At 68.1% G+C, this 26,465-nt stretch carries 19 protein-coding genes and 2 pseudogenes; 11 read left to right on the top strand and 10 right to left on the bottom strand.

The features are described 5' to 3' along the window. Positions 1 to 20 precede the first annotated feature (20 nt). The 4 genes from AC07X5_RS15680 to AC07X5_RS15665 all read right to left on the bottom strand — a co-directional run bounded on the left by AC07X5_RS15680 (position 21) and on the right by AC07X5_RS15665 (position 8,733). Entirely contained in the window at positions 21 to 2,678 is a 2,658-nt protein-coding gene (locus tag AC07X5_RS15680) for an RCC1 domain-containing protein (RefSeq protein ID WP_494770913.1), read from the bottom strand. 126 nt (positions 2,679 to 2,804) lie between these two features. Then, positions 2,805 to 5,450 carry an RCC1 domain-containing protein gene (locus AC07X5_RS15675; RefSeq protein WP_494770912.1) on the bottom strand — a complete coding sequence of 882 codons (2,646 nt, stop codon included), beginning with the start codon at positions 5,448 to 5,450 and terminating at the stop codon, positions 2,805 to 2,807. Positions 5,451 to 5,529: 79 nt separating this feature from the next. Then, a complete protein-coding gene (locus AC07X5_RS15670) occupies positions 5,530 to 6,048 on the bottom strand; it encodes a hypothetical protein (RefSeq protein ID WP_494770911.1) in 519 nt (172 codons plus the stop codon). Between the two features lie 51 nt (positions 6,049 to 6,099). Then, positions 6,100 to 8,733 (bottom strand): RCC1 domain-containing protein, encoded by a 2,634-nt coding sequence (locus AC07X5_RS15665; protein ID WP_494770910.1) that lies wholly within the window; start codon positions 8,731 to 8,733, stop codon positions 6,100 to 6,102. A 171-nt stretch (positions 8,734 to 8,904) separates the two neighbouring features. Here AC07X5_RS15665 and AC07X5_RS15660 point away from each other — a divergent pair, with 171 nt between their 5' ends. Beyond that, entirely contained in the window at positions 8,905 to 9,942 is a 1,038-nt protein-coding gene (locus AC07X5_RS15660) for a P1 family peptidase (protein ID WP_494770909.1), read from the top strand. A 36-nt stretch (positions 9,943 to 9,978) separates the two neighbouring features. Here the strand turns inward: AC07X5_RS15660 and AC07X5_RS15655 are convergent. The 3 genes and pseudogenes from AC07X5_RS15655 to AC07X5_RS15645 all read right to left on the bottom strand — a co-directional run. Continuing rightward, a pseudogene (locus tag AC07X5_RS15655) lies at positions 9,979 to 10,275 on the bottom strand (diguanylate cyclase domain-containing protein); the annotation flags it as partial. A gap of 190 nt (positions 10,276 to 10,465) precedes the next feature. Continuing rightward, positions 10,466 to 11,275: a hypothetical protein gene (locus tag AC07X5_RS15650; RefSeq protein WP_409961917.1), complete on the bottom strand. Its 810-nt coding sequence runs from the start codon at positions 11,273 to 11,275 to the stop codon at positions 10,466 to 10,468. A 138-nt stretch (positions 11,276 to 11,413) separates the two neighbouring features. Beyond that, positions 11,414 to 12,010, bottom strand: a complete 597-nt coding sequence (locus AC07X5_RS15645; RefSeq protein WP_494770908.1) for a GNAT family N-acetyltransferase — start codon at positions 12,008 to 12,010, stop codon at positions 11,414 to 11,416. Between the two features lie 153 nt (positions 12,011 to 12,163). On the opposite strand from AC07X5_RS15645, the pseudogene AC07X5_RS15640 reads away from it, so the two are divergent. Further along, a pseudogene (locus tag AC07X5_RS15640) lies at positions 12,164 to 12,799 on the top strand (LysE family translocator). 6 nt (positions 12,800 to 12,805) lie between these two features. Here AC07X5_RS15640 and AC07X5_RS15635 read toward each other — a convergent pair. After that, a complete protein-coding gene (locus AC07X5_RS15635) occupies positions 12,806 to 13,405 on the bottom strand; it encodes a TetR/AcrR family transcriptional regulator (protein WP_494770907.1) in 600 nt (199 codons plus the stop codon). Between the two features lie 157 nt (positions 13,406 to 13,562). Here AC07X5_RS15635 and AC07X5_RS15630 point away from each other — a divergent pair, with 157 nt between their 5' ends. The 4 genes from AC07X5_RS15630 (at position 13,563) to AC07X5_RS15615 (ending at position 20,829) form a co-directional block, all read left to right on the top strand. Beyond that, complete coding sequence (locus tag AC07X5_RS15630) at positions 13,563 to 14,321, top strand: SDR family NAD(P)-dependent oxidoreductase (protein WP_494770906.1); 759 nt, start codon at positions 13,563 to 13,565, stop codon at positions 14,319 to 14,321. An 11-nt stretch (positions 14,322 to 14,332) separates the two neighbouring features. After that, a complete protein-coding gene (locus tag AC07X5_RS15625; protein WP_494770905.1) occupies positions 14,333 to 15,307 on the top strand; it encodes an SDR family NAD(P)-dependent oxidoreductase in 975 nt (324 codons plus the stop codon). Beyond that, positions 15,304 to 15,978, top strand: coding sequence for an NADPH-dependent F420 reductase (locus AC07X5_RS15620; RefSeq protein WP_494770904.1), 675 nt, complete (start codon positions 15,304 to 15,306; stop codon positions 15,976 to 15,978). Before AC07X5_RS15625 ends, AC07X5_RS15620 begins: the two co-directional genes overlap by 4 nt. 330 nt (positions 15,979 to 16,308) lie before the next feature. Then, positions 16,309 to 20,829: a beta strand repeat-containing protein gene (locus AC07X5_RS15615; RefSeq protein ID WP_494770903.1), complete on the top strand. Its 4,521-nt coding sequence runs from the start codon at positions 16,309 to 16,311 to the stop codon at positions 20,827 to 20,829. Between the two features lie 69 nt (positions 20,830 to 20,898). Here AC07X5_RS15615 and AC07X5_RS15610 read toward each other — a convergent pair whose 3' ends face one another. Further along, complete coding sequence (locus tag AC07X5_RS15610) at positions 20,899 to 22,089, bottom strand: hypothetical protein (RefSeq protein WP_494770962.1); 1,191 nt, start codon at positions 22,087 to 22,089, stop codon at positions 20,899 to 20,901. Between the two features lie 328 nt (positions 22,090 to 22,417). On the opposite strand from AC07X5_RS15610, the gene AC07X5_RS15605 reads away from it, so the two are divergent. Beyond that, positions 22,418 to 23,149 carry a hypothetical protein gene (locus AC07X5_RS15605; RefSeq protein WP_494770902.1) on the top strand — a complete coding sequence of 244 codons (732 nt, stop codon included), beginning with the start codon at positions 22,418 to 22,420 and terminating at the stop codon, positions 23,147 to 23,149. Between the two features lie 46 nt (positions 23,150 to 23,195). On the opposite strand, the gene AC07X5_RS15600 is transcribed toward AC07X5_RS15605, so the two are convergent. Beyond that, the gene (locus AC07X5_RS15600) at positions 23,196 to 24,254 is read right to left on the bottom strand and encodes a saccharopine dehydrogenase NADP-binding domain-containing protein (RefSeq protein WP_494770901.1); all 1,059 of its coding nucleotides are present in this window, start codon (positions 24,252 to 24,254) and stop codon (positions 23,196 to 23,198) included. Between the two features lie 88 nt (positions 24,255 to 24,342). Between AC07X5_RS15600 and AC07X5_RS15595 the strand changes: the two genes are divergently transcribed. The 4 genes from AC07X5_RS15595 to AC07X5_RS15580 all read left to right on the top strand — a co-directional run bounded on the left by AC07X5_RS15595 (position 24,343) and on the right by AC07X5_RS15580 (position 26,311). Continuing rightward, positions 24,343 to 24,951, top strand: coding sequence for a TetR/AcrR family transcriptional regulator (locus AC07X5_RS15595; RefSeq protein ID WP_494770900.1), 609 nt, complete (start codon positions 24,343 to 24,345; stop codon positions 24,949 to 24,951). A gap of 116 nt (positions 24,952 to 25,067) precedes the next feature. Further along, a complete protein-coding gene (locus tag AC07X5_RS15590; protein WP_494770899.1) occupies positions 25,068 to 25,400 on the top strand; it encodes an ArsR/SmtB family transcription factor in 333 nt (110 codons plus the stop codon). Then, the gene (locus tag AC07X5_RS15585; protein ID WP_494770898.1) at positions 25,400 to 25,849 is read left to right on the top strand and encodes a YeeE/YedE family protein; all 450 of its coding nucleotides are present in this window, start codon (positions 25,400 to 25,402) and stop codon (positions 25,847 to 25,849) included. The genes AC07X5_RS15590 and AC07X5_RS15585 overlap by 1 nt, the downstream gene beginning before the upstream one ends. A gap of 15 nt (positions 25,850 to 25,864) precedes the next feature. Beyond that, positions 25,865 to 26,311 carry a DUF6691 family protein gene (locus AC07X5_RS15580; RefSeq protein WP_494770897.1) on the top strand — a complete coding sequence of 149 codons (447 nt, stop codon included), beginning with the start codon at positions 25,865 to 25,867 and terminating at the stop codon, positions 26,309 to 26,311. The last annotated feature ends 154 nt before the right edge of the window (positions 26,312 to 26,465 follow it).

Genomic DNA, 26,465 nt, shown 5'->3' with positions numbered 1-26,465 from the left:
GCTCTGCCGGGGATGGACTTTCAGTTCCAGTACGGCAGGCGCAGCTCCAGTTCAGGCGCCACTTCGAGTACCTCCCGAAAGCGCCTGTTGGCCAGCATCTCCTCCACGTCGCGGCCGTAGCCGATGAACAGGCGCAGGCCCTCCAGGCCCGAGCCACCCAGGGGTGGCGAGAGATTCAGCGGCACCGACTGCGCTTCGCTGCCAAGCTGCACCTGGCTGGCCACGGCGGGTACCGGCCAGCGCAGCGGGCCCCAGGCGCCCTGCGCGTCACGCTGCACCCAGACGCCCTGGCCCAGGGGCCCGGCAGATGCCAGCGCGTACACATTGGCGTCTGCCGGCGCGCCGGTGTTGCCGAATATGTCGCCCGTGAACGACAGGCTGCGCAGGTTGCCCGTAAGCAGCGTCTTCACTCGAAACGGCGGGCGGTTGGCCGTTGCCACATTCGGGGTGGCGGGGTCCAGGTCCAGGTCGCCGGTGCCGCTTTCACTGACCACAGGGATGGGCTCCGGCGCATTGGCGTAGGCACCCGATCCCAGTTGCCCCTGACTGCCCTTGCCAAGGGCCCACACCGTGCCGTCGGCCAGGCGCATGTGGACCGTGCCGCCCCGCTGGGCGCCCAGAGCAAGGACACGGCGGTCCTCATCCACACCCATCGACACTTCAGCGATGGGCGCATGCAACTGCAAGCGCCGCCCCCGATGCTCGTTGAACAGCTTGCCGTAGCACTGCGCAGAGCCATCCTGCAACACGGCACAGACGTTGAAATCGCCCGCGTGGATGGAGACCGCCTTTTGCGGCAGCGGCAGCACGATGGGAGTCCGCACCAGCCAATTGCCCCGGTTGAGCGCCGCGCTGTCCTGCCCGGAAATCCCGTGCATGTGCCGCGCACCCCAGAACCACACGGTGCCGGACGCGTCCAGCGCGTACGCAGCACCATAGCGCCCATCGGCGGTTGCCACCTGCGTGATGGTGCCCGGCAACCCCTCCATCTTGCGGGGTACCGACGACGCGATCAGGGACGGATGGAGATCGGAACCCTGGAACGGAGGGAATATTTCGCGGCTACCGCCGATGGTCCAGACCGACCCGTCTACACCGAGAATGGCGCCATGCCCATTGCCCCCCACAGACACGCTGCGCGCACGCGGCACGCCAGCGGAGTCCCCCACCACGATGGGACGGCTGTGGGGGGCGGGATCGGTACCCCAGCCCCCTGAACTCCAGACCTTGCCATCCGCATCCACCGCAAGCCACTGACCCTGTGCCGCTGCGAGCCGGATGACCGGCACCCCCAGCGGAATGTGCGTGGGCGTCTGCACATAGCTGCGTTCCAGAAAGCTGGCCTGCCTGTCGTACTGCACGGCACCCAGGCCCCAGCGGAAGATCCGTCCGTCCGCCAGCAGCGCGTGGCTGCCTGCATCGCTCGCGTGCACGCTGACGGCAGCGGACGGCAGGGCAAGCTTGCGCGGGCTGGCGATCGATTCGGCCCCACCGGCCGCATCGGCGGCAACTGCCAGGTGCAGGCTGGTGTTGGAACCCATGGCATGGAGCTTGCCGTCGCGCGTGATGTACATCAGCACCGGCAGCCCGCCCCCCACCGCGGTGTTGTTGCCGCTGGCATCGACCACGCCGGTGGCGACGCGCTCCATCGCCATGGGCGCGCCCCACGCAACCTCGCCCGGGGACACATACCGCCAGCGCCAGAGATCGCCGTCCGCCGTCCACCCCAGGGCGCCGTCACCGCCATGCAGCACTTTCTGCATCTTCACCCCGGCCTTCTCCAGATCCGGGTGGATGCTGTCGCGGATGGCGAAGGGATCGTAGGCCTGTACCCAACGCTCGGCCGGGCAGTAGGTGAGCCCTGCGGACGGCAGTCCGTCCGGGATGCGGTGGGGATCGCTGCCCCATCCCCACAGGCGGCCATCGGCATCCTTGGCGATCACGCGCGAGACCGGGCCCAAGGTTGGCATGCCGGGACCCAGGTGGGTGATAGGCCCCTGGGCCTGGAAGAAGAAATCCCCGATGGGCGGCACGCCGCGCATGGCCACCGGCACCGCAGCGCCGCTCGCGCAGGGCGCACCCTCGCCCCAGGACCACATCACGCCCTGCTCATCGAGCGCCACGGTGGCGCGCTGCTGGTGTTCGATGCGCACCAGCCGCGCAGGCACCTGTACGGAGCGCTCGGGCACGGTGGCATCCACGCCCGACGGCAGCGGCCCCCACCACCAGGGCTGCCCGTCCCTGTCGATCACGAAGGAGGGATCGGTATCGCCCCCGTTGGCGATGGATGTTGCCCCGCGAAACACCACATGGGGCATGGCCCGGTCAGCCCGCGTTCCGTCCCCCAACTGCCCCCTGGCATTAGTGCCCCAGCTCCAGACATTGCCTTCTTCGTCCAACACCAGGGCGTTGGTCCGGCTGGTGCGCACGGCCGTGGCCTTGGCCGGCAGGGGAATCTCGCGCGCCGTGCTGGCATAGATCGTCTTGCCCTGGCCCAGCTGGGCCAGGCGGTTGTCGCCCCAGGCCAGCACGCTGCCATCAGCCTGCAGCGCCAGGCCATGGCGCGCGCCGGTGGCAATGGTCTGCTCCCCTGCGGTACAGGGCAGGCCCAGGCCTGCCAGCAGCGCGGGCAACAGCAGGCGGCCCGCCGCCCGACGCCATGGTGGTGGTGTCGTCATGGTGATAGTCCTTTCCTCTCTTTGTCGGCCCAGGGCGAATGCCACACGCCACGGCGCCGTTGGAAAGCAAGCATCCTATGCGGCAGCGCACGGCCGCGCCCCACCCCAGCGGGATAGTTCAGGCCCTCAGGGGTAGGCCGGGGTGCACAGGTTCTCGGGGCACGGGTCCGCCGCGATGTCCAGCACGGCGCGCAGGCGCCGTGCGGCCAGCATCTCCTCCACGTCGCGCCCATAGCCGATGTAGATGCGCAGGCCCTCAAGCCCTGTGGCCGGGAACTGCTGCAGGATGTTGGCCAGCGCAGCCGACTGGGACTCGCCGGTGAGCTGCACGTTGCTGGCCACGGCAGGCACCGGCCAGCGCAGCGGCCCCCACTGGCCCTGGGCATCGAGCTGCACCCAGAGGCCCGAGGCGCCGCTCGCAGGTACGGCCATGGCGTAGACATTGCTCCCGGCAGGCGTGCCAGCGCTGCCGAAGACATCGCCACGCAGGGACAGCGCACGCAGGTTGCCCACCAGTTGCGTCTTCACGCGGAACGGGGGCCGCGCCGGGGCGGCACTGTCCGGCGTGCCCGGGTCCAGGTCCAGGTCGCTGGAGCCCGATTCGCTGACCACCGGCACGGGGTCGAAGGCGTGGGCATGGGCGCCGGACCCGAGCTGCCCCCACTGGCCCTGGCCCCAGGCCCACACGGCACCGCCAGCCAGGCGAAAGTGCACCGTGCCGCCCAACGCGCCATCGGCACCGATGGACACCTCGCGGATCGGCGCATGCAGCGTGAAGCGCATGCCCAGGTGCTCGCGGAAGATCTTGCCGTAACACTGGGCCGAGCCATCCTCCAGCACGGCGCAGAAGCTGCCCCCGCCGGCATGCACGGAGACGGCCTTGCCCGGCAGGGGCCGCACAAAGGGCGCCGGCACATCCAGGCCCGTGGGGGTACCGGTATCCACCGCTCCGCTCAGGCCGTACGACTCCCTGCCCCGGAACCAGACCTGTCCCTGCCCGTCGAGCGCGAAGTGGGCCTCGCCGAAGCGCCCGGCAGCGATTGCCACCTGCCGGATGGGCGGCAGGCCGCCGAACTGGAAGGGAAGAAACACCAGGGGCCGGGTGCTGATGTCGGGATAGGCGACTGCGGCTGCCGCGGCGCTCCAGAGCGTTCCGTCCACCCCGAGGATGGCCGCCTTCCCGCCCGATCCGCTCATCACGATGTCCTTGACGACCGGCAGGCCCGTGGCGCGCGTGACGCGTATGGGCTGGAAGAAGTCCACCAGCCGGTACTCGTTGGCGATGGCCGTGGGGTCGATGCTCCAGACCTCGCCATCCGCGGCCAGGGCCATCCAGCGGCTCGGCCCCACCGCCAGCTTCACTACGGGCATGGGGATGGCCAGTTGCGCAAGCCCCTGCGGCACGGTGTAGTGGTTGATGCCGGCGAACGGGTCGTACGGCGCTGCGCCGTAGCCCCAGTGGAACACCCGGCCGTCCTTGAGCAGCGCATAGCTGCCGCTGGTGTGCGCATGCACGCTGACGGCAGGGCCTGGCAGCGGCACCTTCTGCGGGTAGGCCCGGGCATCCACGCCACTGCTGGGGATGCCCAGGTGCAGGTGGATGTTGGATCCCTTGGCGTAGACCTTGCCGCCCTTGGTCACGTAGACCAGGCCGAGCGTTCCGTCGCCCTCCCAGGAGGAATAGTTGCCCGCGTCCACCACGTCCGAAGCCTCGCGGTTGAACTTGACGCCCGGGCCCTGGCTACGCCACTGCCACAGATCCCCCTCCTGCGTCAGTCCCAGCGTGGTGCGGTTGTTCGAGGCCACGGCCTGCTCCATGTTCATGCCCAGTACCCGCGTGATCACCACGCCGGCGCGCACCAGCTCGGGCGGCACGTACAAGGGGACCGGTGCCACCGGACTGGTCCAGTCAGCGACATTGGGGGTCGGCACGGGGGGGCAGTGGCGGATGATCTCGCCCGGCATATAGCCCATGAAACCGTAGTACGCCTCGGAACCCCATTTCCAGGTCTTGCCGTCCCGGTCCACCGCCTGCACAAGGGACAGGGGCGTGCCAGCTCCCGCAGGGGTGGGTGCGCCGGAGAGGCTGGAGGCGCGCAGCCTTTCGAACGACAGCCCGAAATCCTTGAGGGGCGGCAGGCCGCGCATGGCCACCGGGCCGGTCTTGGCCGGCGAATCGGCGCAGGCCACGCCCTCGCCCCAGGACCACAGCACGCCCTGGTCGTCGAGCGCGGCAACGGTGGCCCCCCGAGGCACCAGCTTCACCAGCCGTGCGGGCACCTGGGCGGACTGCACGGGCGCCAGTGCTTCGCCCCCACCCGGCAGCGGCCCCCATTGCCAGGGCTGCCCATCCCTGTCGAGCACGAAGGTGGGGGACGACGCCCCGCCATTGACCACGATCTGCGCAGCATTGCGGAACACGATCTGCGGCGTAGGTCGGTCCGCACGGGTGCCGTCACCGAGTTCGCCACGGCGGTTGGTGCCCCAGCTCCAGATGTTGCCCTGGTCGTCGAGCACCAGCGCATTGGTGGTGCTGGTGCGCACGGCCACGGCCTTCGCGGGCAGCGGGATCTCTCGCGCCACCTCGGCATACAGGGTGCGCTCCTGGCCCAACTGCCCCAGCCGGTTGTCGCCCCAGGCGAGCACGCTGCCATCGGCCTGCAGCGCCAGGCCATGGCGCGCGCCGGTGGCGATGGATTGGGACTGCGCGGCAGTGGCGGCCAATGCCAGTGTCAGCAGGCCGGCCAGGGATCGAAGAAGCGGATGGTGCATGCAAATAGGCCTCGGAACAGGTGTTTGGCGGTAGCGTGAATCGGCTGGTCGGTTGCTCGGCCGGTAGGTTGATGGGCCATCAGTCTTCGGGCGCCAGCTCCAGCACCTCGCGAAAGCGCTGCGCCTGCAGCATCTCCTGCGCATCGCGCCCCTGCCCCACAAAAATCCGCACGCCGGCCAGACCCACGCCCGAAAGCTGCGGCAGGATGGGCAGCACCACCGGCCGGGCTTCGCCGGCCAACGGCACATTGGCCCTGGCTGGCGGCACGGGCGATCCCAGCAGGCTCCACTGGCCCTGCTCGTCCAGCTGCATCCAGGTGCCGAGGTCTGCGGTGGCAAAGGCGTAGAGGTTGGTGGTGCCGCTGCCGGAGCCCGGGCCCGGGCTGCCGAACACTTCCGCATGGAACGAAAGCGTGCGCAGATTGCCTGCCATGCGCGTCTTCACGCGAAACGGCGGGCGCTTGCAGGCGAGCACGCTGCCATCGGCGGCAACGGCCAGGGCATGGCGTGCGCCGGTGGCGATGGTCTGAGCCGGTGCAGCCGTGGCGCCCAGCGCCAACAGCAGGCAGGAGACGGGTTGCAGAGCACGGAGTCGCATGCGGTGGTCCTGACAAGGGGATGGCCGTTGTGCCTGGAGAGCGCTGTGTGTTCAGTCTTCGGGCGCGAGCTCCAGTACCTCGCGAAAGCGCTGCGCCTGCAGCATCTCCTGCGCATCGCGCCCCTGCCCTACGAAAACCCGCACACCCGCCAGCCCCGTGCCCACGAACTGCGGCAGGATGGGCAGCGGCACCGACTGGCCTTCGCCGGCAAGCGGCACGTTGCCGGCGGCGGCAGGCACCGGCGCGCGCAGCAGGCTCCATTGGCCCTGCCCGTCCAGCTGCATCCAGGTGTCGAGGTCGGCGGTGGCGAAGGCGTAGAGGTTGGTGGTGCCGTTGCCAGCGCCACTCCCTGCTGCGGTGCCAAACACATCCGCGTCGAACGACAGCGTGCGCAGGTTGCCCACCAGGCGGGTCTTCACACGGAATGGCGGGCGGCTGGCGGTGGCCACGTTGGGCGTGACAGGGTCCAGATCCAGGTCGCCGGTGCCAGCCTCGTTGAGTACGGGCACAGGCTCTGCGGCATTGGCAAAGGTGCCCGAGCCCAATTGCCCGTAACGGCCCTGCCCCCAGGCCCAGACTGTGCCGTCGGCCAGACGCAGGTGCACCGTGCCGCTGCGCTTGCCGCGCGCCAACCCCAGCGTCTGCTCATCCGCGCCGATGGACAGCTCCCTGATTGGCGCATGCAGCCGCAACTGCTGGCCGAGATGCTCGTTGAAGAATTTGCCGTAGCACTGCGCAGAGCCATCTTCCAGCACCGCGCAGAAGCTCAGGTCATGGGTGCGGATGGCAGTGGCCTTCTGCCCCAGGGGCAGCAGCATGGGGGTGTTGACAGTGCGCTCGACGAATGGAAGGGCCGCGCCATCCTGGCCGGCGATTCCATAAAAAGTGCGGTCACCCCAGAACCACACTCCGCCCGAGGCGTCCAGGGCATACGACGCCTTGGCGCTCACATCTCCGATAGAGGCCACCTGAACGATGGAGGGCGGCAGGCCCAGCACCTTGCGCGGAAGCGCCTGCCAGGCAAAGAACTCCGCCATGCCAATCCCGGGTGGGGGCGGGGCAATGCCTGCACCGCTGCCGATGGTCCACACGGACCCGTCGACTCCGAGGATCGCACCGTAGTCATAGCTGCCTACTGCGGCATCCCTCGCCAGCGGCATGCCGGTGGATCGGCTCACCATGGCCGCCTGGTAGGCATTGCCGGGCCTTATTTCACTGCCCCAGCCGTTGGAGCTCCAGACGCTTCCCGATGCATCCACCGCAAGCCATTGGTCCAACCCGACGGCCAGCTTCACGACCGGTGCAGGCAATGGGAAGTGGGTGGGCGTCTGCGAATAGCGCCCCATGTCGAAGTACCTGGCCAGATCGAACACGGCAGCGCCCAGGCCCCAGGCAAAAATTCTTCCGTCGTTGAGCAGCGCATAGCTCCCTGTAGGCTGCGCATGCACGCTCGCGGCGCCCGCAGGCAAGGCCACGCGTCCCGGGCTGGACAGGCCATTGATCTGGCTTGCAGGTGTGGCCAAGTGTCCGCTGGTATTGGAGCCCATGCCGTAGAGCTTGCCATCGCGCGTGATGTACAAGAGACCAGGGCGCAGGTAGATCCCCTCGCTGGCATAGCCACTCGCATCGATCACATCGGTGGCGACGCGTCGCAAAGTCAGGCGCACGCCGGGAGCTTCCCCTTCAATCACGTCCTTCCATTGCCAGAGGTCTCCGCCCGCAGTCAGCCCCAGTGTGCTCCATGCGGCTGGAATCGTGCGCTGGATAACCACCCCGGAGCGCGCCAGATCCGGATGGATCCGCAGCCGGTAAAAGAAGCCGCTGAGGTTCTGCGGCGTCTGCACGGGCGGGCAAAAGGTTTGCGGCGGCGGGGGTAAACTTTGCTGGCTGGGGAAGCCGGGCTCGGTCCCCCATTTCCAGACACGTCCGTCACGGTCCATTCCGTACACCAGCGACCGTGGAAACTGCGGATACTGGTTCAAAGGAGTTGCCCGGCTGGACGGATTCGCGGCGATGGCAATGTCCGTGATGGGAGGCAGGTCCGCCATGGCGACAGGGCCTGTGAATTCGGGCGAGGCCGCGCAAGCCACTCCCTCGCCCCAGGACCACACCCTGCCTTGCTCATCCAGCGCAATCGTGGTCTTCCCGCCTTGCTCAACCCGCGTGAGCCGCGCTGGCACCTGCGCAGCCCGACGTGGCAGCGCTGCGTCCTCCCCGGAAGGCAACGGGCCCCACCACCAAGGCTGCCCGTCCTTGTCGATCAGGAACGAGGGCAGGTATTCGTCGCCATTGGTGATGGCAGTGGCGCCGCGAAAAATGACCTTCGGTGTGCTCCGGTCCGCAAGCGTGCCATCGCCCAACTGCCCTTTGCGGTTGGTGCCCCAGCTCCACACGTTGCCATCGGCATCGAGGACCAGCACACCAGCGCTGCTGGCCCGCACGGCAACGGCCCTGGACGGCAGCGCGATCTCACCCGCCACCTCCGAATACACAACCTTGCCAAAGCCCAGCTGCGCCTGCCGGTTGTCGCCCCAGGCCAGCACGCTGCCATCGGGCTGCAGCGCCAGCCCATGTCGCGAACCCGTGGCAATGCTCTGCGCCTGCACGGCGCCCGATGAACCCAGGCCCGCCAGCAGGGCAGGCAGCAGACAGGCCAAAGCCCGACGCCAGTGGGGTGTCGTCATGGTGATCCTTCCTCTCTTGTTTTATCGCCCCATTGTGCTGCTCCGTCTTCGCAAGAGAGGTGATACCCGTCACGTTCAACCGCCCTTAGACGCACCGTTACATCGGGGCCGAAACAAGTCGATCTGCCGGACCGGCCGACTGCGGTTTTGCACCGCCCATAATCACAGGGCATGACGACCCCAAAGACAACTACCCCCCCCTCTTCCAGCCTCCACGCTAGCCACCACGACGCCGGCAGCATCACCCGCGTGCCCGGCATCGAGGTGGGCCATTTCACCGACACGCGCCGGCCCACGGGTTGTACCGTGATCCTGGCGCGCGACGGCGCAGTCGGTGGCGTGGATGTGCGCGGCGCGGCCCCGGGCACGCGCGAGACGGACCTGCTCGACCCGTCCAACCTGGTGGAAAAAGTGCACGGCATCATGCTGGCGGGCGGCAGCTCGTGGGGGCTGGACGCGGCCAGCGGCGCGGTGCGCTGGCTGGAAGAGCGCGGCATCGGCTTCGACGTGGTGGTGGGCCGCCTGCCGCTGGTGCCCAGCGCCGTGTTGTTCGACCTGCTGGTGGGCGACATGCGCATACGCCCCGATGCGGCGGCCGGCTACGCCGCGTGCGAGGCCGCCTCGCGCGCCGACCCGGCCGAGGGCAATGTGGGCGGGGGCACGGGGGCGGCCGTGGGCAAGATCTTCGGCATCCAGAATGCGATGAAGGGCGGCATCGGCACGGCATCGGTCACCGTGGATGGCGTCACCGTGGGCGCGCTCATCGCCTGCAATGCCTTGGGTGACGTAGTCGACCCCGACACCGCCCAGGTCATCGCCGGCGCCCGCACCGACGATGGCAAACAACTGCGCGACACACGCCGCGCCCTGCTGCGCGGCGAGCTTCCCAAACCCCTGCTGGCCGGCACCAACACCACCATCGGCGTGATCGCGACCGATGCCACCATCACCAAGGTGCAGGCCCACCGCCTGGCCGTGGCCGCGCACGATGGGCTGGCGCGCAGCATCAACCCGGTGCACACCATGTCCGATGGCGACACCTTGTTCACGCTGGGCACGGGCGTCTCGGGCAAGAACCCGGGGATGATGGTGCTGTCGACCATGGCGGCCGAGGCGACTGCGATTGCCACGGCGCGCGCCGTGCGTGCGGCGCGGTCGATCACCACGGCCGAGGGCTTGCACCTGCCGTGTGCAGGTGATCTGAAGTAAGCGCCAGGGGCCTGGTTCAGCAGCCAGGCTGCGCACTCACACCACTTCGATGCGGTTGCGCCCATTCTTCTTGGCCGCATACAGCTGCCGGTCCACCGCCTCGATGAACTCCGACGGGGTGGCATAGTCGGCCGGTGTGGCCGTGCCCGCGCCGATGCTCAGCGTCACGCGCTGGCCGTGCGGCGACTGGGCGTGGGCGATGGCCTGCTTCTGGATCAGGCGCTGGCAGCGCTCGGCCACCTTGAGGGCGGCAGCGGCATCGGCGCCGGGCAGCAGGATGATGAACTCCTCGCCGCCAAAGCGGGCCACCAGGTCGCGCGGGTTCTCCAGGGCTTGATCTGCGGCCCGATATAGGCGAACTTCATCGTCGCCCAATCGGCCTTCCAGGGGATGGCGCGGGTCGATTCCAGCAGGGTCTTGTAGACCAGGCCATCGCTGTCGTCGTCGCCGAGCCCCTTCACGTCGGACATGTCCATCTGCGTTCTCTCTTCGGCTTTTCTGCTGGATGATGCGTATCCGAGTGTCAGCGGACGGCCACTGGCTGGCTGTGTACTGTGGCAACCGCGTTCCAGTACCAGTAGAAGAATCCCCCCTGCGTCCGCAGCAGCGTGTGCGTGGTGATGCTGTTCTGGTGGATGTCGCCCCAGCAGGCACGGGCCGAGTTGCGGTTGTTGTGCAGGTCGATCACAGCCGCCGGGTCGCTGCTGGCCGGCTTGGGCGGCACATAGAGCGCACTGCCGCGCGGCACCCACAGGTCGGCCAGGCGTATCTTTCCCAGCGCCGGCCAGTAGCGGCCCACCGAAATCACCAGCGGCTTGGTCGGGTCGGTGGAGGCGAACACGTGCGGGAAATCATGGTGCTCCAGGTCGGTGCAGACCACGCTGAGCAGGGCATTGCCCGTGCCCTGGTAGGGCGACCAGTGGCCGGCGAAGGCACCGTATTCGTACTCCACCTGCTGCAGCTCGGTCACCGGGCTCTCGATCTGGACGGCCTGCCCGGGCTCCACCAGCGTAATGCCGAACGCCGCCGCGATGCTGCGCGTGGCCCACAGGGGTGCGAACACCACCTCCTCGGCCGCAAAGCCCAGTTGCGTCTCGACACCATAGGGCGGTGTGGGCTTGACGCCCAGCACATCGGCCACCAGGTACTCGTTGCCTACGGCCAGGGCTGGATCGGTGGCAGCCGGCACCAGCGGCTTGAGGCCCTCGGGCGGCTCTGTCAGGTAGACCGGCATGCCACCATCGTTGAAGAAGAACGGAGTTATGGCGGTATCGACCTGGGTTTCGTAGATGTCCTTGATGAACAGCGGGGCGTCGAGGTGGGATCCGGGCATCGGGGGTGTTCCTTTCGCGGCGGGCCTTGGCCGGTGGTTCGTTGGAGCACGCACAGGCCCCGCCGTCGCCAAGCCCGGCGCCGCGCAGGCACTATAGCCGCCCTCGATGACCTTGGCCCCATGCCCATGGCCGCACAATCAGCGCCGCGCGCGCCAGTACCAGAACAAGGCCACCTCGCGTGTGCCCGGCGCCAAGCCCCGGTACAGGTCCGCGTCGAAGCCCCTGAGCTCGAACCCGCAGGCGGCGTACAGGCGGCAGGCCGCCACATTGTTGTTCTGCGTCTCCAGCACCACGCCCGCCAGTTGCCGCGCACGCGACCAGGCGATGGCGTGCACCACCAGCGCCCGGGCAACCCCCTTGCGCCGGAACGCCTGGGCAACCAGCACATCGTCGATGGAGGCATGGCCGCTCCAGTGGCGCGACAGGTCCATCCCACCCGCGGGCTGGCCGTCCAGGTAGGCGACGAAGCTGTGCACCGCCTCACCGGCCAGCGCACCGTCAGATGCGCTGTCTCCCGGCCCTGCGCCGTGCGGCCCGTCGGCATAGGTCTTGACATAGAGGGGCACGGGGACCACCGCATAGCCAAGGCGGCCCTCCGTGAGCTGCAGGACCAGCTCGCTGTCCACGACGAAGCTGCGGTCCTCGGAGGTCCATGCGGGCACTTCGTGCGGTGCCACCTGCACGATGCGGATCCCGCCCCGCCCGTTCCCCAGGTTTTCTTCTCTGTTCGCCATCGATTTATACAAACCCCACAATAAAAACGCAACACACTTGCGTTACCGACAGTGGCGCGACACAACGCCCGATCCACCCGCGCAGGTGCGACTGTGCCCTGCCCTGCAAAGCCCCTTGGGGTTCCACTGCTGCACGCACTCATCCGCACCACGATGCTGCCCATCGATCCTCTCTCCTACGCGGCCTTTGTCGCCGCCAGCGCGGCCCTGATCCTGGTGCCGGGCCCCGCCCAGGCTCTGGTGCTGGCCAACACGCTCACCGGCGGGCGGCGCGCCGGTGCGCTCACGGCCGTGGGCCTGAACATCGGCACGCTCATGCACGCTGCAGCCGCGGCACTGGGCCTGTCAGCGCTGCTGGCCACTTCGGCGCTGGCGTTCGCGGTGGTGAAGTAAGTCGGGGCGGCCTACTTCATCTACCTGGGCATCCAGGCGCTGCGCACGCGGGCAGGCCATGGGAGTGCGGCCACATTCCCTTCTCCACGCGCCACCAAGGCACCGCTCACGCAGGCCATCCTGGCGGGCACGCTCAACCCCAAGGTGGCGCTGTTCTTCCTGGCCTTCCTGCCCCAGTTCGTGGACCCGGCGCGCGGCTCTGTGGTGCTGCAGATGCTGATCCTGGGCGCAACCATGGCGGTGATGGACACACTGTACGAGCTGGCCCTGGTGTCCGTGCTCTACCGCATGCGCGACCGGCTGGTGCGCAACCAGCGCTTCATGGCCTGGCAATCGTGCATATCGGGCGTGATCCTGATCGCGCTGGGATTGCGGCTGGCGGCGCAGCAGCGGTAGTCTGCCCTACCCCCCCGCCCCGGGCTGCGCAGGCCAGCCGGCCAGCGCCTGGTCTACCACGGCGTCGAGCACCTCACGGCTGAACCCCGCCTTTGCCTGCACGGCCATGCCGTGCAGCACGGCGCACACATAGGCGGCCAGCGCGGCGCTGTTGGCGCTGGCGGGCAGGTCGCCGTCGCGCTGCGCCTGCTCGAAGCGCTCGCGCAACAGGGTTTCGCCATCTGCGCGCGCCTTGATCAGCGCGCGCCGCACGGGCTCAGCATCGTCCGACCCCGCCAGCACGCCGTTGATGCCCAGGCAGCCCGTGTGGTCGGGGTAGCGGGTGTTCAGGTCCACCGCGTGGCGCAGCACGTACTCGGCCACGGCGCGCGAGGTGGGCTGCTCCAGGGCCACGGGGATGTAGTCCAGGTAGTGCTCGTAGTAGCGATCGAGCGCGCGCAGAAACAGCGCCTCCTTGTTGCCGAAAGCCGAGTACAGCGCCGGCCGCTCCACACCGGTGGCCTCCACCAGGTCGGTGTACGACGCGCCCTCGTAGCCCTTGCGCCAGAAGACGCACAGCGCCGCATCGAGCGCCTTCTCCACATCGAATTCGCGGTGGCGCCCCATCAGCTGACCGCTTCCTGTTTTTTCATAATGATCGATATTAAACCGCTTGACCTCCTCTGTCCAATTCCATAACATTCGTTATAGTAACGATTGTTATGAATACAACCAGCCCTTCCATACGGGCAGGAACCCATCCATCCACAGAAAGGTTTTCATCATGGGCAAGGCATTGGCAGGCAAGGTCGCGTTGGTAACGGGCGGTTCGCGCGGGCTGGGGGCGGCGACTGCACTGGCGCTGGCAGACCAGGGGGCCGACGTGGCGATCAGTTACGTGGCATCGGCCGACAAGGCGCAGGCGGTGGTCGCGCAACTCCAGGCCAAGGGCGTGCGGGCCATCGCCATCCAGAGCGACCAGGCCGACATGGCAGCCGCCAAGCCGCTTGTCGCCCAGGTGCTGGCCCAATTGGGCCAACTCGACATCCTGGTGAACAACGCGGCGATTGCCGTGCAGGGCAAGACGGTGGACGACCCCGCGCTGGACACGGTGAACCTGGACCGCCAGTGGCAGGTCAACGTCATGGGCACGGTGGCGACCACGCGCGCCGCCGCACCGGTGCTGGCAGACGGAGGGCGCATCGTCTTCATCGGCTCGCTGCTCGGCGGGCATGTGCCCTTCGCCGGTGCGGCCGACTATGCGGGCACCAAGGCCGCCATTGCCGGCTATGCCAAGGGCGTGGCGCGCGACCTGGGCGGGCGCAACATCACGGTCAACACCGTGCAACCCGGCGTCATGCCCACCGACATGGCGGCCGAGGTGCTGGGCAACGGCGTGCCCGATGCGCTGATGGACCTGCACCCCATCCGCCGCATCGCCACGCTTGAAGAGGTAGCCGCGCTGGTCTGCCACCTGGCAGGGCCGAACGGGGGCTACATCACGGGCAGCGTGATCGACGTGTCGGGCGGACTGGCGATCTGAAGGGGGCGCACATGACAGCCACCACAACCCCCTCCCTGGCCCGGACGTTCGGCGCCCAATCCACTGCCGATGACGTGCTCGCAGGCCGCGACCTCACGGGCCGGCGCTTCCTCATCACCGGCGCTGCCTCGGGCATCGGCCTGGAAACGGCGCGGGCGCTGCTGGCCCACGGTGCCAGCGTCGTCGGCGCGGTGCGCGGCATCGCCCGGGCCGAGGCCGCCGCCAGCACCCTGCAAGGCGGCAACCGCCTCACCTGGGTGGAACTGGACCTGGCATCCCTGCACAGCGTGCGCGCCGGTGCCGACGCGCTGCTGAGCGCCGGTGCGAGATTCGACGCCCTCATCGCCAACGCCGGCGTGATGGCCACGCCGTTCGGCCGCACGGCTGACGGCCTGGAACTGCAGTTCGCCAGCAACCACCTCGGCCATTTCGAGCTGCTGCGCCGCACCGAGCCGCTTCTCGTCGATGGCGGGCGCGTGGTGGTGCTGTCGTCCCAGGCGCACCGCGTGGCCGACGTGGACCTCGCCGACCCGAACTTCGAGCGCCAGCCCTACGACCCGTTCGTGGCTTACGGCCGCTCCAAGACGGCCAATGCCCTCTTCGCGGTGGAGTTCGACCGGCGCCACCGTGGGCGCGGCGTGCGCGCCGCTTCCGTGATGCCGGGCAACAGCTTCACCAACCTGCCGCGCCATTTCTCGCAAGATGAGCTGCAGGGCCTGATGGAAACCGTGGGCAAGGCGCGAGCCGATGCGGGCCTGCCCCCGGGGGAACTGAAGACCATCGAACAGGCCGCCGCCACAACGGTGTGGGCCGCCGTGGTGGCCGACAAGGACGCCATCGGCGGGCGCTACCTGGAGGACTGCGCGGTCGCCCCCGTCAACGACACGCCCAACCCGTTTGCCGACGGCGCGCGCTCGTATGCGCTCGACGCTGAGCGCGCCCGGCAACTGTGGGACGCCAGCGAAGCGCTGGTGGCGGGCCGATGACCACCCTCGGCATCATCGGGGCCGGCGAGGTCGGCAGCCACATCGCGCGGGCGGCGATTGCCAACGGCTACCGGGTCGTCATCGCCAACTCGCGCGGGCCCGAGACGCTGCGGGAGCTGATCGATGCGCTGGGCCCATCGGCACGCGCCGCCACAGCGGCCCAGGCGGCCGAGGCCGGCGACGTGGTGGTCGTGGCCGTGCCGCTGCGGCTGGTGAACGACATGCCGGTGCAGGCCCTGGCAGGCAAGATCGTGGTCGACACGAACAACTACATGCCCTGGCGCGACGGCCATTTTGCGGTGGTCGATTCCGGCGAAAAGACGGTGCACGAACTGCGCCAGGAGCACCTGCCCACATCCCGCGTGGTCAAGGCCTTTACGCACATCCAGGCCCCGCGCATCCTCACCTGGGGTCAGCCTGCGGGCACATCCGGCCGCCTGGCGCTGGCGGTGTCGAGCGACCACCCCGATGCAGTGCAGTGGGTGCAGCGGCTGTACGACCAATTCGGCTTCGACACCGTGGACAACAGCCCGCTCAGCGCATCGTGGCGCATCGCGCCAGGCCAGCCGGCGTGGAAGCAGGAGCGCCAGACGCGGGCGGAGCTGGTGGCCAACCTCGCCAGGGCGCAGCGCCCAAGCGGCCCTGCAGGGACAGGCCTCGCTGTGAAATAGGTCGGCAGCATGCATGCGCTGCCGGCCGGCGCCTTGCATGCCGCGAATGAATGCCCAACCATCTCCAGCAACACGCACAGGCGGCAAGTTCCAGCCTGTGCGCAGGGGGTGCTCGGCAGGCGCTGGGCACACGCCGTTTTCCCAGCAGCCATCCCGTGGGCTGGCGTGGGGAGTTAACGTGCATTTTCAGTAGCGGCGCAGTGTCTCATTCCGCACGAAAGATGGCGTCATATGGCCTTTCTGGCTGCGCAATGCACAGTGCCGCCCCTATGATCGCCGCGTTGTTCCGCAGCTGCGCGGTGCATGCCACCCCTCATTTGCGGAGAACCTATGGCCGTCGCCAGACAAGAGCAAGCGCTGCTCATCAAGCTCGTCATCAGCATGCTGGGCATTGCCCCAGGCAGTGCCTACCTGCCCGTGGTGGAAAAGGGCTTCGAGGACCTGGGCCGCAATCTTTCCGATACGGCCTCGGCGCTGGCAGGCCTGCCGCAGTTCAAGGCGCTGTACCCGGTCGGCATGAGCGGCGAGGCCTTCGCAACCCACTTCCTCGCCGGCATGGGCCTGCAGTCCGATGCCGGGCTCCACCGCCTGGCAGCGGACCTTTTCAACGCGGGCACGTCGCCGCAGCAGATCATCCTTGCAGCCGTGCAGGCCCTGGAATCACCCACGCTGCCGCCGCAGTACGCCCCAGCACGCGGGTTGCTGGAGAACAAGGCGCAGGTGGCCTATTACCACGCCCAGATCCTGGGCCGTGCAGAAACCGACTTCGCAGCCCTGGCCAAGGTGCTGGACAAGGTGACCCAGGACCCGGCCTCGGTGGAGGCGGCCAAGCTGGTGCTGAGCCAGCCGCCGGCATCGGGTGGCGGTGACGGCGGGCCCCTGCCCTTCGCCGCGACCAAGGGCGTGGGCGACATCGCATCGATCACCGGCGCAGGCACCCAGATCAGCGTGGCCGAAGCGGGCGGTACCTTCACCTTCACCAGCAGCGGCGGCGTCACCGGCACCGCCACGGTAGCCGGACCGCTGGCCGGCATTGCCGTGCCCGGGGGCTCGACCCTGGCCATCGACAGTGCACTGGCGGACGGCAAGGCCTTCTCCGGCGCGGGCACCACCCTGGTGGTGGCCAATCCCGCCGGTGAAGACCTCACCGCCTTCACCGGCAGCGGTGCCGGCGGCTTTGTACTGACCAGCGGGCAGAACTACACCCTCACCGCCGCGCAGGCGGCCATCGGCCGCATCGGCAGCACCGGCGCTGCGGGCACCCTCACGGATGCGGGCACCACCACCGTGCGCGACACATTGGCCGCCCTGGGCAGCGGCGTAGCCACCACCTTGAAGGCGCTCGGCGTGGACAGCGTGATCGCCAGCGCCTCGCCCAGCGATATTTCGGCCATCGATGTCGCTGGCATCGACAGCATCGTGCTGGCCGCCGGCAGCTACACCCTGACGGCCGCGCAGGCCGCGCTGGTCGATGCCAGCACCGGTAGCCAGACGCTGACCCTGACCACGCAGGCCTCCGGCGTGCTGGCGGCCAGCGTTGAAAGTTTCGTGCTCGGCGACTTCGCCAATAGCGTGAGCCTGGGCGCGGCAACGCAGAACCTCAGCGGCCCGGCCGGCAGCGCAACCACGCTGGCCATTGGCGGCTTTGCGCCCACCGGCACCTGGGCGCTGGCCCATGGCGCAGACATAATCGTCGCAACCAATGGCGCGAACATCACGGGGGTCAACAGCGGCCTGGCGACCACCGCAGAGGCCCTTGACATCACGGGTACCGTCAGCATGACGCAGATCCAGCATCAGGCGCTTTCCGCCGTCACTGGTGCCACGGGCGTGGTGCGCATCACCTCCGGCGGTACGGTCAACGGCAAGAACGATGCCGCCAGCGTTGCCGGCTACCACCTGTCCAGCATCGCCTCCAACGCCTTTGTCGTGGCCGCCAACAAGCCCGGCGTGAACCTGACTGGCGCCAACACCAACACGACCACGGTCAACCTGGGCGGCAACACCGCCAGCGGCACCTGGAGCCTGGGCGCCGCCGGGGACGTACTGCGGGTCACGGACGGCGCCGACTTTGCCGCCGTCAATGGCGGCCTGGCGACCACCGCCGAGAACCTGGTGTTCACCGGTGCCGGAACGATGACGATGACCGTTGAGCAGCACAAGGCTATGGTCTTTTCGGCCGCCAGCACATCGAACACGGTACAGATCGCATCCGCCGGCAACTTCACCGCCCAGAGCAGCATCGAGAACTACATTCTCTTCGGTGCCGGCGCCAACGATGTGACACTGCCTGCCGGCAGCGCCGGTGCGAACCTCAGCGCGGCGAACGGCGGTGCGGGCGCATCGGCGACAGTGACGATCGGTGGCAACACCGTCACCGGCACCTGGGCGCTGGGCAACACCGCCGACACCATCGTCGCCAGCACCGGCGCGAACATCTCCGGTGTCAACGGGGGCGCGACCACCACGGCGGAAAACCTCACGCTGACCGGCGGCATCATCATGGCGCAGGCGCAGCACGAGGGGATCACCAGCATCACGGCAGCTGGGGCATCGGATTTCGTGACGATCACCGATGGCGGCGCGGTCACCGCACGTGCGGGGGTCGAAACCTACACCGTCTCCGGTGGCGGTGCGAACAGCGTCACGGTACTGGCTGGCACGCACGTCAATGGCGTGGTAAGCAACACCACAACCGTGAACGTAGGGGGCAACACGGTCACCGGCATCTACACCCTGGCCAATGCGGCCGACGTGCTGGCCGCCACCGACGGCGCCAACATCGCCAGCGCCAGCACCAACACGGTCGAACGCCTGGCGCTGGCCGGCGCCATCACCATGACGGCGGCCCAGTACAACACCTTCAATACCGGTGGCATCACGGCCTCGGGTGGCAACGACAAGATCATCCTGACCACGGCGCTCACCAGCGGTGAGACCCTGAACGCCGCGGTGGAGAATTTCACCCTGGCCGCCGCCAGCAACTCGGTCACACTGGGTGCGGCGCAGTCGATCGATGCACAGGCCCTCACGGCCGGCCAGACGCTGAACCTGGCAGGCGCCTTCGCCGCCACCGTGGCGCTGGCCAACGGCAACCTGTCGTACAGCGCGGCGGGCAAGCTTACGGTGACCGGCGGCGCCGGCGCCAACACCATCACACTGGGCAATGGCAACGACACCGTCAACGCAGGCGAGGGCAACGACGTCATCACCGGTGGCGCGGGTGTCGACACGCTCAATGGCGAAGGTGGCGACGACAGCTTTCTCTACGCATCGCTGGGCGAATTCATCACCGGCAATGCGGTGGTGGACCTGATCGATGGCGGCAGCGGCACGGACGCGGTGGTCATCACCAGCGCAATCACGCTCACGACCGCCAGCGACCTGCGCCGCATGACCTCGGTAGAGCAGATCAATGCACCGGCGCAGTCGGCGACCACGCGGTCCCACAGCATAGTGGCCAACTCCGACGCTTTGCTCAGCGGCGTCACCGCCATCGACTTGTCGGGCGACAAGAACGGCAGCTCGTCCGGCAACTTCGACCTGCGGGGCGTGACCCAGAGTATGGCGCTCAAGGGCGTGGGCGCGGGCACGAACAGCATCACCGGAGGCTCGGGCGTGGACACCTTGGTCGGCGGCAACGGCGCGGATTCCTTCTACTACTACGACGCGGCATCGTTCATCTCCGGCTCCGGGGTGGTGGACAGCATCGATGGCGGCGGCGGCACTGATATCGTCCAGATCAACAGCGCATTCAGCATATCCAGCACGCAGTCGCTCGATCGCATCACCAATGTGGAGGTTTTGCGCGTCCAGGACCAGACCAGCAACCGGGCCTATGCGCTGACCTTCCTGTCCGACGCCAACCTGGGCTCCCTCAGTGAGATCAACCTGTCATTCGACAAGGGCAGCGGCTCTGCTGCTTCAATCGACATCTCGGGCGCCACCCGTGCGATGACCGTGAACGGGGTGAAGAACGGCACGAACAAAATCTTCGCCGGACAGGGTGCGGACATTCTCCAGGGTGGATCCGGTACGGACTACTTCTTCTTCAACAGCGCAGCGCATGCGGCGGGCGACATCGTGACCAGCGGCGGTGGCACCGACTACGCGTTCTTTGCATCCACCGCAGGCGAGACGCTGCAGATCACCAACAACTTCATCGGCATCACCTCGTATTGGATTACCACGGACACCCGGGGTCCAGGCTTTGTCACTGGGACCACCAGCGAGAACATTGATGCCAGCGCCTTCACGCTGAGTAGCCTTGTTTTGAATGGCAGCGCCGGCAACAACAAGATCACGGGCGGCGTGGGGCACGACAACATCATCAGCAATGGCGGTGCCGACGTGCTGCGGGGTGGTGGCGGCAATGACACCTTGCAAGGACAAGGCTGCATTATTCAGTTTGAGGCCACAGCGGCAATCAACGGCCAGGACACGATCAGCACGCTGGCGGGCGGCGGCAAGCTCGACTTCACCTTCTTCCTGGGAGGTGCTGGTTCGGTGGCCGCTTCGGCGGTGCATGCCAACGACCCAACGACCCTCCTGCTCAATGGCGCCAACAACATCGGAGTGCGTTTCGGAAGCACCACGGTATCGGTCGGCGACATCAACACATCCACCGCCAATGAAGCCGGCAAGATCAGCTTAGCCAACGACGGCAAGGCGGTGGTGCTTGCATTCAACTCTGCCACCGCTGACGCCATGGTTGGTTCCAATGGCAAGGTCTACTACGTCTGGGACGCTGATTCCAGCGCAGCGACGGATTTTCAGGTATCGGTAGTCGGCACCCTCACCTTCGGAACCATGTCTGCGGCGAGCATGGCGACGGCGGCTTACTACATCTGACCGAGACCTCGCCCCCTGCACGTTCTCGCAGCCAGAGGGGTGCATGCAACAGCGCCAGCGCCTGCCCGCTCAGCGCCCCAGCTTGGCCTTGAGCAGGTCCAGACCCTGGCGCGCCAGCACACCCGTGCGCCGAGCGCCCTGCTGGACTTGCTCTGCCGTGGGCAGCGCCTCCTGCGCGGCCTGGGTGGCGCTGCGCAGGCCGTCCACCGCCTGGCCCGTCAGCGCCTCACCGCGCTTTTTCAGCTCTTCCACCTGCTGGGGGGTGGGCATCTGCTCCTTCGTCCAGGACGCTGCCTTGCCCACCGCACCCGCAATCTGTCCGGGCAGTTCCGTACCACGCATCGTGAGTTCCCCTATCTGCTGCGCTGTCCGCAGCTGTTCCTTGGTCCATGCCGCCGCCTTGCCTGCAGCCCCTGCCACCTGGCCGCCATAGTGGTTCGCATGGCCCTTGGCCTGGGTCCACACCTTGGCAACCTCTCCCGGCGGCGGGGTCTGCAGGGTCTGCTGCACCTGGGCCAGCAATTGTTGTTCGGGCTCGGCCAGCGCCGCTCCGCCGGCCTCCAGCATCTGCGCCAGGAAGGCGCCCATCTCGGCCGCGATGACCTGGTGGTTGCAGTCCGGGTTGGCGTGCAGAAAGGCGGCCAGCTCGCGCGCCAGTTCCTGGGGCGAGGCATCGGCCAGGCCGGGCTCGACCACGGCCATGGCGCGCGCCACAAAGCGCTCGTCCAGCCCCCATTCGTCCACCAGGTGCGCGGCCAGGAAGGCATGGCGCTGCGGAGGTACCACGCCATCGGGCCCGGCGGCCAGCCGCAGCGACAGCGGCGCGATCAGGTCGAACAGCGCCAGGCCCAGCGTGTCGAGCGGGGTGTTCAGGCAGCGCGGGATCTCGATGACCCGGCTGCCCTTGGAAGCCCCCAGCCAGCGGTACATGCCGTAGCACGCCCCACCGGAGGCCAGCGCCGCCAGAGCCACCCAGCCCACCGGCGTGGCCGCTGCGCCCACCCCCAGCGCCCCGACCACGCCCGAAGGCGCAAAGAACCCTGACGCCACCATGCTGGACTTGGCGATGGCGGCCCCGGCACCGGCCGCGCCCAGCACATCCCACAGCTCACGCCCGCGGTTCACCATGCGCAGCGATGCGTATGCGTTCTCGCCGATGGCCAGCTTGGCCTTGAAGCGCAGCGGCTCGGCCACGACGCATTCAATACCGTCCAGGCCCGAAGCGGCCTGCGGCACAGCCTGGGGTTCCACCTTGACCATCTCGTTCACGCTGTAACTCCATTGGTAGTCATCGCGCGGAATGATCGCATGGGCCGGCCCCAGAAACCAAGCCCAGTTCCACGGCACGCCGCAGGGACACTGGGGCGCTCCACTGGGGCGCTCAACGGCCGATCAAGGCGTGGCCGCGCACGGGCTGGCCGTTGCGGCCAACCCACAGCCCATGACCGAAGAGCCTGTTCTAAGCCAAGCCCCTTGCAATGCACTTCGCCAGCGAACGTGCGAGACTTGGCTTGATGGAATGCGCTTACACCCTATTTATTACAAAAGTATTTTTCACGATGAACCCCCTTCCCTGCAGGAGCGGCCTGTGACGGATGGACACGGGGTGGTCGTGCCGGGGCGGCACGCAGGCTGGAGCGTGGGCGCATCCTGGCAACGGCGCGTGCTGCTGGCCAGTCTGTGCCTGGCCCTGGTGCTGGGGTACTCCATTGCGATCCGCCTGCCCGTGTCGGCGGGCTGGGAGAACAGCTGGATCGAGAACAGCCAGGCCCTGGTGCTTCTGGGCGGCGGGCTGGCGGCCATGTGCTTTGCAATGGCCGGCGGGCGCAAGCGCCGCACATCCGCCACCCACGCCTTTGGCATTCTCGCGGCGCTCACCTGGTTCCTGATGATCGCGCGCGAGCTGAGCTGGGGCGCGGCGCTCGGCACTGCCGTGGTGGTCATGCCCGACGGGCCTTTCTATTCGTCCTCCGTGCTGTGGTACCACGATGCCATCCGGCCGCTGGTGGGCCTGTGCGCCACCTTTGCGCTGTTCCTCATCGTGCGCTTTCGCCTGGACCGCCTGGTCTGGCAGCTGGTGCGCCATCGCAATGTCCCCTCGGCGGAATGCACCATCCTGCTGATCGCCGCGCTGGGCAGCACCTATGCCGACGGCCACCTGCTGGGACTGCCCATCGAGCAGGTGTTCCTGGGCCACGATGTGGTCTTTGAAGAATGGATGGAGCTGGTGGGCTACATGGCACTCGTCCTGGCGCAGCAGCATGTCTTTGCGTCACTGGGCCGCTTGCCCGGCGCGCTGACGGGGCCAAGCTCCCGCTGAGCAGGCTGCGGGCCGCCGCGTGCATGCGGCCAGGGAATCAGCCAGATCAGCCCGCGAACACCAGCTGCAGGTACCCAGGCGCCAGTGCCTGCAGGAACGAGCGCGCGTCCCCCAGTTGCCCCGCCGACAGGGCCCCGGTCAGCGCCCCATCGGCCGCCAGGATGCGCCCCACCGCCTGCGCAGCCAGCGGGCCGGTGATGGCATAGATGTCCTGCCCGCTGGCGCTGGCGTGGCGTTCCTCACTGCCCCGGCGCACCACCACCTCGACCAGGAAGCGCTGGGCCGAACGACCCGACGCGTCCACCGCCACGGGCGCAGGCGTGCCGGGTGCGCGCAACTCGGTGAGCGGGGTTTCGTTCATCCACGCCGGCACGTCGGGCACGCGGATGTGGTGGGCAATGGTCACCGCATCGGCGCTCGAAAATCCCACGACATCCTGCTCGCCAAAGGGCGCGGCAAAAGCCCAGTTCTTGCGCGGCGGCACGGCGGGTGGCATCTGGAACTGGCCATTGCGGTACACGATGTGCCGGCCCGCATTGCGCACCCCGGTCTTGCGCGTGCCCGCGGTGGGGTGCCAGCTGTCCAGCGCGATGTGGATGTCGATGGCATCGGCATCAGGCCAGTCGCCGATGGCGCTGGTGGCCAGCAGATCGCCCACGGCGCCATAGAAAGCCACGGCGGGCGCGGCGCACAGGCCGGCGGCCGCAAAGCGCTCGCCCCACTGCTCGAAGACCTCGCGCGCCGTGGGCTGCTCGGCCGACACGTCCACATAGTGCACGCCGGCTTGCAGGGCGGCCTGCAGCAGCTGGGGTGCGCTGTCGGCAAAGGGGCCGGCGCAGTTCACGACCAGCGAACTCTCGGCCAGCAGGCGCACAAGAGCGGCGGCATCGCCGTCTAGCCTCTGCACCCGCAGTTGGTCCGCCGGTGCATCGGGGAAGGCCGCCCGCAGCCTGCCCAGGTCGCGCCCGGCCAGCAGCACGGCATGGCCCTGTTCGTGCAGTGCCTGTACCACGAAGCGGCCCGTGTGCCCGGCGGCGCCGTATACCAGCACGGGGCGGGCAGAAGTGTTGGAAGAAGACGAAGGGATGGAGGCGTTTGCACTCACGATACAGACCTGTACGTTTTGTTGAAGATGGCGCGATGCTACATACAGGTCTGTATTGTGTCAACGCAATCCGTGGGACAATGACGCCATGAGCCCCACCGCCCCCCGCAAGACCGCCGCCCCCTTGCCCCCCGCCCCTGCCGGCGACGTACAGCAGCGCATCCTCGACACGGCCTGCCAGCTGTTCTACGCCGAGGGCGTGCGCGCCGTGGGGATCGACCTCATCATCGAGCGCGCGCAGATCGCCAAGACCAGCCTGTACCGCTACTACCGCACCAAGGACGACCTGGTCGCCGCCTTCCTGGAGCGCGAGGACAAGGAGTTCTGGCAGCAGTGGGACGAGGCGGCAGCCCCCCATGCGCCCGACGCTAAAGCCGAACTCGACGCCCTGCTCGCCTGGGTGGGCGAGCGCGTGGCCCGCCCCGGCTACCGCGGCTGCCCGCAGCTCAACGTGGCGGCGGAGTTTGCAGACCCCACCCACCCGGCCCGCGCCATATCGGCCGCGCACCGGCTGGAGCAGCGCAAACGACTGGCCGCGCTGTGCAAGCGCATGGGGCTGAAGAAGCCCGAGGGCACGGCATCGCAGCTCTCGCTGCTGGTCGATGGCGCATTCAGCAGCGGCGCGCTGCTGCTGGGCGATGGTGCCGGCAAGGTGCTGCGGGCTGCAGGGCGGGCGCTGGTCGAAGCCAGCCCCTGATGGCGCCACCACCGCAACGAAGTACCGGCAGAGACACCCCCATCAATTAATCAATTGATATTCTATTGACTGACAATCTATAAAAATATAGAATTTCTGGCAGATCCTGCCCGCCCATGCCCAGCAAGCCCCCCGCCGTCATCGACATGAATCGCCTGCGCCGCTCGGCCGAAGGCGCAAGCCGGCTCATGAAGGCCCTGGCCAACCCCGACCGCCTGCTGCTGCTGTGCCAGCTGTCGCAGGGCGAGCAACGCGTGGGTGAGCTGGAGGCCCTGCTGGGCATCGCCCAGCCCACCCTGTCGCAGCAATTGGGCGTGCTGCGCGACGAGGCCCTGGTCACCACCCGCCGCGAAGGCAAGCACATCTACTACCAGATCGCCAGCGTCCAGGCTCTTGCCGTGATGCAGACGCTGTACGACCAATTCTGCCCCCCCAAGGAGACCCGCTGATGCACATCGACTGGACCCACTTCACCCCCTGGGCGGCCCTGGCCGGCGGCCTGGTCCTGGGCCTCGCGGCCGCTGCCTTCGTGCTGCTGCACGGCCGCATCCTGGGCATCAGCGGTATCGTGGGCGGGCTCTTGCACCCACAGCAAAGCAAGGACGGTCAGGACAACAACATCGCCTGGCGCGTGGCCATCGTGCTCGGCCTGCTGGCCGCGCCCCTGCTCTACCGGCTGGCCGTGGGCGTGCGGGAGGTGCGCATCGACGCCGGCTGGGGCCTGCTGGTGCTGGCAGGGCTGCTGGTGGGCGTGGGCACGCGCTACGCCTCGGGCTGCACCAGCGGCCACGGCGTGTGCGGGCTGTCGCGCCTGTCGCCGCGCTCGCTGGTGGCCACGCTGGCCTTCATGGCGGCGGGCTTTGCCACGGTGTACGTGATCCGCCACGTGCTGGCATGACAAGGAGGATAGACCATGCTGCTTCGACGCATCTCTGAATTCGGCATCGGCCTGGTCTTTGGCCTGGGTCTCATCATCTCGGGCATGACCGACCCGGGCAAGGTGCTGGGCTTCCTGGACCTGGCCGGCCCGTGGGACCCATCGCTCGCCGTGGTGATGGGCGGCGCCATCCTGGTGGGCGCGTTCGCCTTCGCCGTGGCCCGCAAGCGCAGCACCAGCGTGCTGGGCGGCGCCATGCAGTTGGCCACCGCACGGCACATCGACCGGCGCCTGGTGCTGGGCAGCCTGGTGTTCGGTGCCGGCTGGGGCATCGCGGGCTTTTGCCCCGGGCCGGCCATCGTGTCGCTGGGCGCAGGCGAGCCCAAGGCCGTGGTGTTCGTGCTGGCCATGCTGGCGGGCATGGGAATCTTCGAGTGGCTGGAGCGGCGCCGGGTAGTTCGTGCCTCAACGCCGAAGGCCTGACACGTAACCAGGGCCTGTTAACACTAATTTCGGGGATCGCGAAATTAGTGTTAACAGGCCCTAGAAGCTATCGAAGCGGATCAAGTGACAGGGCCACGAACCGGGAACCAACGCTCATGCATAGCTTGCAGAAAAGAGGTCGTTATCGGATATC

This window comes from Acidovorax sp. GW458-11-26-14-TSB4 (genome assembly GCF_059423865.1).
This window is presented reverse-complemented; position numbering and strand designations above follow the sequence as displayed.

What these genes read in the sequence shown, in the direction of transcription:
- AC07X5_RS15680 (WP_494770913.1), bottom strand. Translation starts at nt 2,678, where the DNA reads ATGACGACACCACCACCATGGCGTCGGGCGGCGGGCCGCCTGCTGTTG.
- AC07X5_RS15675 (WP_494770912.1), bottom strand. Translation starts at nt 5,450, where the DNA reads ATGCACCATCCGCTTCTTCGATCCCTGGCCGGCCTGCTGACACTGGCA.
- AC07X5_RS15670 (WP_494770911.1), bottom strand. Translation starts at nt 6,048, where the DNA reads ATGCGACTCCGTGCTCTGCAACCCGTCTCCTGCCTGCTGTTGGCGCTG.
- AC07X5_RS15665 (WP_494770910.1), bottom strand. Translation starts at nt 8,733, where the DNA reads ATGACGACACCCCACTGGCGTCGGGCTTTGGCCTGTCTGCTGCCTGCC.
- AC07X5_RS15660 (WP_494770909.1), top strand. Translation starts at nt 8,905, where the DNA reads ATGACGACCCCAAAGACAACTACCCCCCCCTCTTCCAGCCTCCACGCT.
- AC07X5_RS15650 (WP_409961917.1), bottom strand. Translation starts at nt 11,275, where the DNA reads ATGCCCGGATCCCACCTCGACGCCCCGCTGTTCATCAAGGACATCTAC.
- AC07X5_RS15645 (WP_494770908.1), bottom strand. Translation starts at nt 12,010, where the DNA reads ATGGCGAACAGAGAAGAAAACCTGGGGAACGGGCGGGGCGGGATCCGC.
- AC07X5_RS15635 (WP_494770907.1), bottom strand. Translation starts at nt 13,405, where the DNA reads ATGGGGCGCCACCGCGAATTCGATGTGGAGAAGGCGCTCGATGCGGCG.
- AC07X5_RS15630 (WP_494770906.1), top strand. Translation starts at nt 13,563, where the DNA reads ATGGGCAAGGCATTGGCAGGCAAGGTCGCGTTGGTAACGGGCGGTTCG.
- AC07X5_RS15625 (WP_494770905.1), top strand. Translation starts at nt 14,333, where the DNA reads ATGACAGCCACCACAACCCCCTCCCTGGCCCGGACGTTCGGCGCCCAA.
- AC07X5_RS15620 (WP_494770904.1), top strand. Translation starts at nt 15,304, where the DNA reads ATGACCACCCTCGGCATCATCGGGGCCGGCGAGGTCGGCAGCCACATC.
- AC07X5_RS15615 (WP_494770903.1), top strand. Translation starts at nt 16,309, where the DNA reads ATGGCCGTCGCCAGACAAGAGCAAGCGCTGCTCATCAAGCTCGTCATC.
- AC07X5_RS15610 (WP_494770962.1), bottom strand. Translation starts at nt 22,089, where the DNA reads ATGGTCAAGGTGGAACCCCAGGCTGTGCCGCAGGCCGCTTCGGGCCTG.
- AC07X5_RS15595 (WP_494770900.1), top strand. Translation starts at nt 24,343, where the DNA reads ATGAGCCCCACCGCCCCCCGCAAGACCGCCGCCCCCTTGCCCCCCGCC.
- AC07X5_RS15590 (WP_494770899.1), top strand. Translation starts at nt 25,068, where the DNA reads ATGCCCAGCAAGCCCCCCGCCGTCATCGACATGAATCGCCTGCGCCGC.
- AC07X5_RS15585 (WP_494770898.1), top strand. Translation starts at nt 25,400, where the DNA reads ATGCACATCGACTGGACCCACTTCACCCCCTGGGCGGCCCTGGCCGGC.
- AC07X5_RS15580 (WP_494770897.1), top strand. Translation starts at nt 25,865, where the DNA reads ATGCTGCTTCGACGCATCTCTGAATTCGGCATCGGCCTGGTCTTTGGC.